The 4,286-nt window shown below is 61.8% G+C and carries 5 protein-coding genes and 1 pseudogene; 1 reads left to right on the top strand and 5 read right to left on the bottom strand.

What is annotated here, in order from left to right:
- Positions 1-103 precede the first annotated feature (103 nt).
- From ACZY0B_RS26880 to ACZY0B_RS26865, 4 genes are all read right to left on the bottom strand, one after another.
- Complete coding sequence (locus ACZY0B_RS26880; RefSeq protein WP_463767275.1) at positions 104-529, bottom strand: nuclear transport factor 2 family protein; 426 nt, start codon at positions 527-529, stop codon at positions 104-106.
- A gap of 160 nt (positions 530-689) precedes the next feature.
- Positions 690-1,160: a hypothetical protein gene (locus tag ACZY0B_RS26875; RefSeq protein WP_463767274.1), complete on the bottom strand. Its 471-nt coding sequence runs from the start codon at positions 1,158-1,160 to the stop codon at positions 690-692.
- The gene (locus tag ACZY0B_RS26870; protein ID WP_463767273.1) at positions 1,157-1,681 is read right to left on the bottom strand and encodes a hypothetical protein; all 525 of its coding nucleotides are present in this window, start codon (positions 1,679-1,681) and stop codon (positions 1,157-1,159) included. Before ACZY0B_RS26870 ends, ACZY0B_RS26875 begins: the two co-directional genes overlap by 4 nt.
- Positions 1,682-1,697: 16 nt before the next feature.
- Entirely contained in the window at positions 1,698-3,056 is a 1,359-nt protein-coding gene (locus ACZY0B_RS26865) for an aromatic ring-hydroxylating oxygenase subunit alpha (RefSeq protein WP_463767272.1), read from the bottom strand.
- A gap of 301 nt (positions 3,057-3,357) precedes the next feature.
- On the opposite strand from ACZY0B_RS26865, the gene ACZY0B_RS26860 reads away from it, so the two are divergent.
- Complete coding sequence (locus ACZY0B_RS26860; RefSeq protein WP_463767271.1) at positions 3,358-3,966, top strand: TetR/AcrR family transcriptional regulator; 609 nt, start codon at positions 3,358-3,360, stop codon at positions 3,964-3,966.
- 182 nt (positions 3,967-4,148) lie between these two features.
- Here ACZY0B_RS26860 and ACZY0B_RS26855 read toward each other — a convergent pair.
- Positions 4,149-4,286 (bottom strand): annotated as a pseudogene (locus ACZY0B_RS26855) (CoA transferase); the annotation flags it as partial.

The raw sequence follows: 4,286 nt of genomic DNA, 5'->3' as shown, positions 1-4,286 counted from the left end.
GACGTCGACGTGTCGATACGGCCACGGGCTGAGTGGGCGCGGCTCTACGAGAAGAAGCAACTCGCCGCGCGGTAGGGTCGCCTAGCTGCCGTAGCGCGGCAGATCAGCCCGTTGGTGGGTTGACGAACCAGACGTTTTCTTCGCGCAGGCTGCAGCTGCGCCAGCCGTCGGCCGTTCGTACCAGCTCGTGGTGGTAGTAGCCGCCGCAATAGCTCAGGTCCGACATGCCCGGCAACGTCATGGGGTTGTAGAACATCGCGCGCACGGTCGCGACATCAGCTTGGAGACCAAGGATTTCCACGTTGGTGATGTAGTGCATGGACATCGGAATCGCGGCGAATCCCTGCGCCAGCCATTCGGCGACTTCGTCGCGGGGGCCCGCGGGGGCTCCCGCTGAGGAGTAGTCGATGTGGGCATTCTCGGTGAACACCGACCGGTACAAATCCCAGTCCTTGGTGTCGACGGCGCGGGCGTATCTGTGCAGTAGCGCCGTGATTTCGAGTTCGTCGCCGACGCGCTTCAGGTCCATCACCCGGGCAATCCTAACGTGGTGGCGGTTCGGGCCACCGCGCGCTGCTGGGAGGAGGTGAGAGGCCCCGGGTCTGGAAGTACCACGCCGTGGAGCCGCTCGCGCCGCAGCGGACATTCCTCTCGCATCGCGGCGAGATAGCCGGTGGATCGTCGATTCACTAAGGCAGTTCCACTCCCTCAAAGCTTTTGAACATCTCGGGTTGCGGCGGTGTCATCTGAAGGTAGAGGTCTATGTGACGAATCCTGTCGTCGTCGGCGAACTCGTAGACCGACAGCGAGTTGACCACGCTGCTGAAATCGCCTACTTCGCTCCGCTCCTCCAGTTCAAGGAACACGCGACCGCCGGACTCCGTGATGTGTTTAAACGAGCACTCCCACTTCGACGTTGTGGCCCAGCTGGTGAGGAATTCCACATAGTCCGGCCACGTCATCACCTCCCTGAAGGCACCGACTCGCTCGAACTCTCCGACGGCGACCAGTTCCGCCAGCGGCGCCCAACTGCCCGCCGAGAAGCCCGGTTTCTTCCCTTCGTCGACCAGACGTTTCGTGACGGTGCAGTACTGCAGCACAGTGCGCGCTCGGCCGGTGTGCAAGCCGATAACATCCTCGACCTTCTGCAACACCTTCACACCGACACCCCGGCTTTCGCCAGGCAACGTTCGAGCGCGTCGACGTACTCGCCAGTCCCGTGGAACGGACCATGCACACCGATGGCGACGTCCAGGAAGGCGTTGTACTCGTCGTTGACGTGGGTCTCCCAGCGCGTCAACTCCCCCTGATCGTTCGTCTCGATGAAACTGTATGAGTAGAAGCCCATCTCGATGCCGTCCTTGGTGTGGCCTTCCCAACGGGTTTTCATGACGACACCGTTTTCAGCCGGCCAATATGTGAAGTCGGCGGGCTTCCAGTCCGGGAAGGTCAGCGAGTAGGCCTTGGCCTCCATCGTCGAAGCACGTGCGGTGTCCTCGGGGAACTCACTGAATTTGAACACCTGATCGCCGGTGAAATATGGCGAGACGTAGATACCGTCGTCGGCGAATTTCCAAGCGTCGGCGAACGCTTCGCCGTCCTGGACTCCCTGGTGCAGGTAGGCGTCGCGGTAGGCCTCGGCCATCCGGCGATGGTGGGTGATGCGTTCGTCAATGTTCATTGGACTCCCTCCCGGTTCAGGCACCGTCGGCCATGTAGCGGTCGAGGACGGAGTGGTAGTGGCCGATGACGACTTCCTCTTTCACCAGCGACATGTGGTGGAGCCTGCTGTTGCGCAGACCGAGTTGCTGTCGCGGCATCTGCTCGTAATCCTGTTGCAGCGCTTCGAAGTACTTGTAGCTACCGGGCTCGTCGACTTCGGTCAGCGGGACTCTGAAGGCGTCGCGGTGTTCCGGTGGCAGGTACATGTAGCTGCTGACGTGCCAGATGCACCGGTTCGGGTCACCGTCCGGATGAGGCACCGCCATGATGACGTGACATTCGCCGGCGCGGACCGTCATGAAGTAGTTGGGGAACAGCATCCAGCCCTGGTTGTCGCTCATCTGGTCGTCGGTGAGACCGCCGACGTCCAGACCCATGCCGGTTAGGGTGTCGCGAGTCGCCCGCTGAAGCAGCCTGCGCGCAGTCACACCGTCGGGAAACTCGACCGAGCTGTCCGGCGCCCGGTACTCGGCGACCAGTTCCTGAAAGCGCGGGATGACCGCCACGGTCGAGGGGAACGTGTCCGGCAGATTCAGAATGCCCTCGATCTGCTTTTCTGCACTGGCGCCTTTTACCTCGAACGGAGCAACCGCGACGCTGTGGTTTTCAAAGAACCGGTATCGGGCGGTCGTCGGATCGATCACAAGCACGCTAAGGAGTTGCGGGTGGATGCCGTTGATGTGATAGCCCTCCTCGAAGGCGTCCATGACGACCTTCCAGTTGCACTCCAGGGACTCTCGGACGTTCATCACGGTAACCATGTCGTCGAGGTGGTACGGGGCGAGCAGTTCAATAACTTCGGGACCGAGAAAGTCGCTGAGCGGCTGCGCCTTTGGATCCGGGTTGAGGAAGATGAATCCACCGAACGTTTCGACGGGCACTTCCAACAGTGAGTTTTCGCTCTTGTCGATCGGGCCGGCGAGGTTCTCCCGCAGCATCCCGCGCAACTTGCCTTCCAGGTCGTATGACCAAAGGTGGTACTGGCAAAGGAAGCCGCGCTTGGCGTTTCCGGCAGCGGCATTACACAGGGTGTTCCCGCGATGGCGGCAGGCGTTGACGAATCCGCGGAGTTTCTCGTCCTTACCGCGGACGATCACGAACGATTGGTTCAGAATCCGGTACTGCTTCCAATCACCGACCTTCGGCAGCTCGTCGACACGGCCGGCGATCTGCCAGACCCGCATCCAGATGCGCTCGTGCTCCTGCAGCGCGTATTCGCGGGAGGTGTAGCGGTCGGTCGAGATCGCCATATTGAAGGCGTCGAGGTCTTGCCGGTCGAGCCCCAACCCTGCACCTCGCTGCACCCACTGTCCTGGCTGTGTCACTTGGCTCATGCCGATCTCCTCATCGTGGTGATGGTCGGACGCGAGCGGAATCCACCGGCGACTGTGGCCTCCCGCTTCGTGTGACGAGTGTCACCGTATACATTGCTGTATTAGATATACAAGTATGTATTAAAGTGGTTCACATCACACTTTCTGGTCCGGCCAGCGGGCTTCCGATCGAGAGTGGCACCGCCGAGAAGCCGTTCCGATTGTTGAGGTTGGTGGTGAATAGACCTGTGCGACAGATTATTTCGATGGATCCCGAGGTACGGGGGGCCACACGTGCGCTGCGATGTGGGAGGATGGGTCGGTGGCGGAACGGTGGACCAGGGAGCGACGCCTCGAGCACACGCGTGGCCTCTTATTGGATGCCGCCGAGGAAATCTTCGCGCGCAAGGGCCTGAGCGGGGCCGCACTCGAGGACATCGCCGACGCGGCCGGGTACACCCGCGGCGCGATCTACTCCCACTTCGGCGCAAAGGAAGAGTTGTTCCTTGCGGTGACCGACCGTCAACGGCAGCGGTTTCTCGACGGCTTCACCGAGGTCATCCAGTCCTTCCGACGGCTCAGCGACATCGATATCGACGAACTCGCCGATCGGTGGAGCCAAGCCAGCAGCGATCCGAACCGTGCTGCGCTCAACTACGAGCTCACGTTGTTTTTGCTGCGGTGCCCGGAGGCGCGCGACAGACTCGCCACGCAGCGAATGGAGACAATCCGCTCGCTGGCCGAATTCATCGCCAAAAACGTGGCGAGACTGGGGGCGTCGCTCACGATGCCGGCCGATGCGCTGGCCCGCGTCATTCTTGCCGTCAACGACGGTGTCACGCTCGGCAGTCAACTCGACGGAGTAAATCTCTACCGCCCGTATCTGCAGCTAGTGGTGTCGGCCGTTGTGCCCGCCGGTGACACACCATAACTAGAGCTCGGCCAGCACTGGGCCCAGCTCTTCGAGTTGGTCTATCCCGGCGGCGAATTCGCCGCCGATGGGTGGCAGCAGCGTGACGTAATCGGCGGGTTGCCGGGTCTGATAGCCGTGAATGTGCGGCCAGCTTCACTTTCGACCCCGAGTGTGCGGCTCGCTTCGCCCGGCCGCCAAAACTATCCCTCGGGAAGCTGTGGCGGCGGCCGATAGTCGGGCCGATACCCGGAAACGTGGATTGGAGAGCCGACGAGACGGAAATCGCCTGCCGTAACAATCACTTCCGGCGTCGCTTTGAGCGCCTCGGGCAGCGTGCG

It is taken from the genome of Mycobacterium sp. IDUB_19, from assembly GCF_055419445.1.
Note: the sequence above shows the minus strand (reverse complement) of the source record. Positions and strands in the feature narration are given on the sequence as shown.

Excerpts from the sequence above, each read along its gene's own strand:
- ACZY0B_RS26870 (WP_463767273.1), bottom strand. The coding sequence starts at position 1,681 with ATGAACATTGACGAACGCATCACCCACCATCGCCGGATGGCCGAGGCC.
- ACZY0B_RS26865 (WP_463767272.1), bottom strand. The coding sequence starts at position 3,056 with ATGAGCCAAGTGACACAGCCAGGACAGTGGGTGCAGCGAGGTGCAGGG.
- ACZY0B_RS26880 (WP_463767275.1), bottom strand. The coding sequence starts at position 529 with ATGGACCTGAAGCGCGTCGGCGACGAACTCGAAATCACGGCGCTACTG.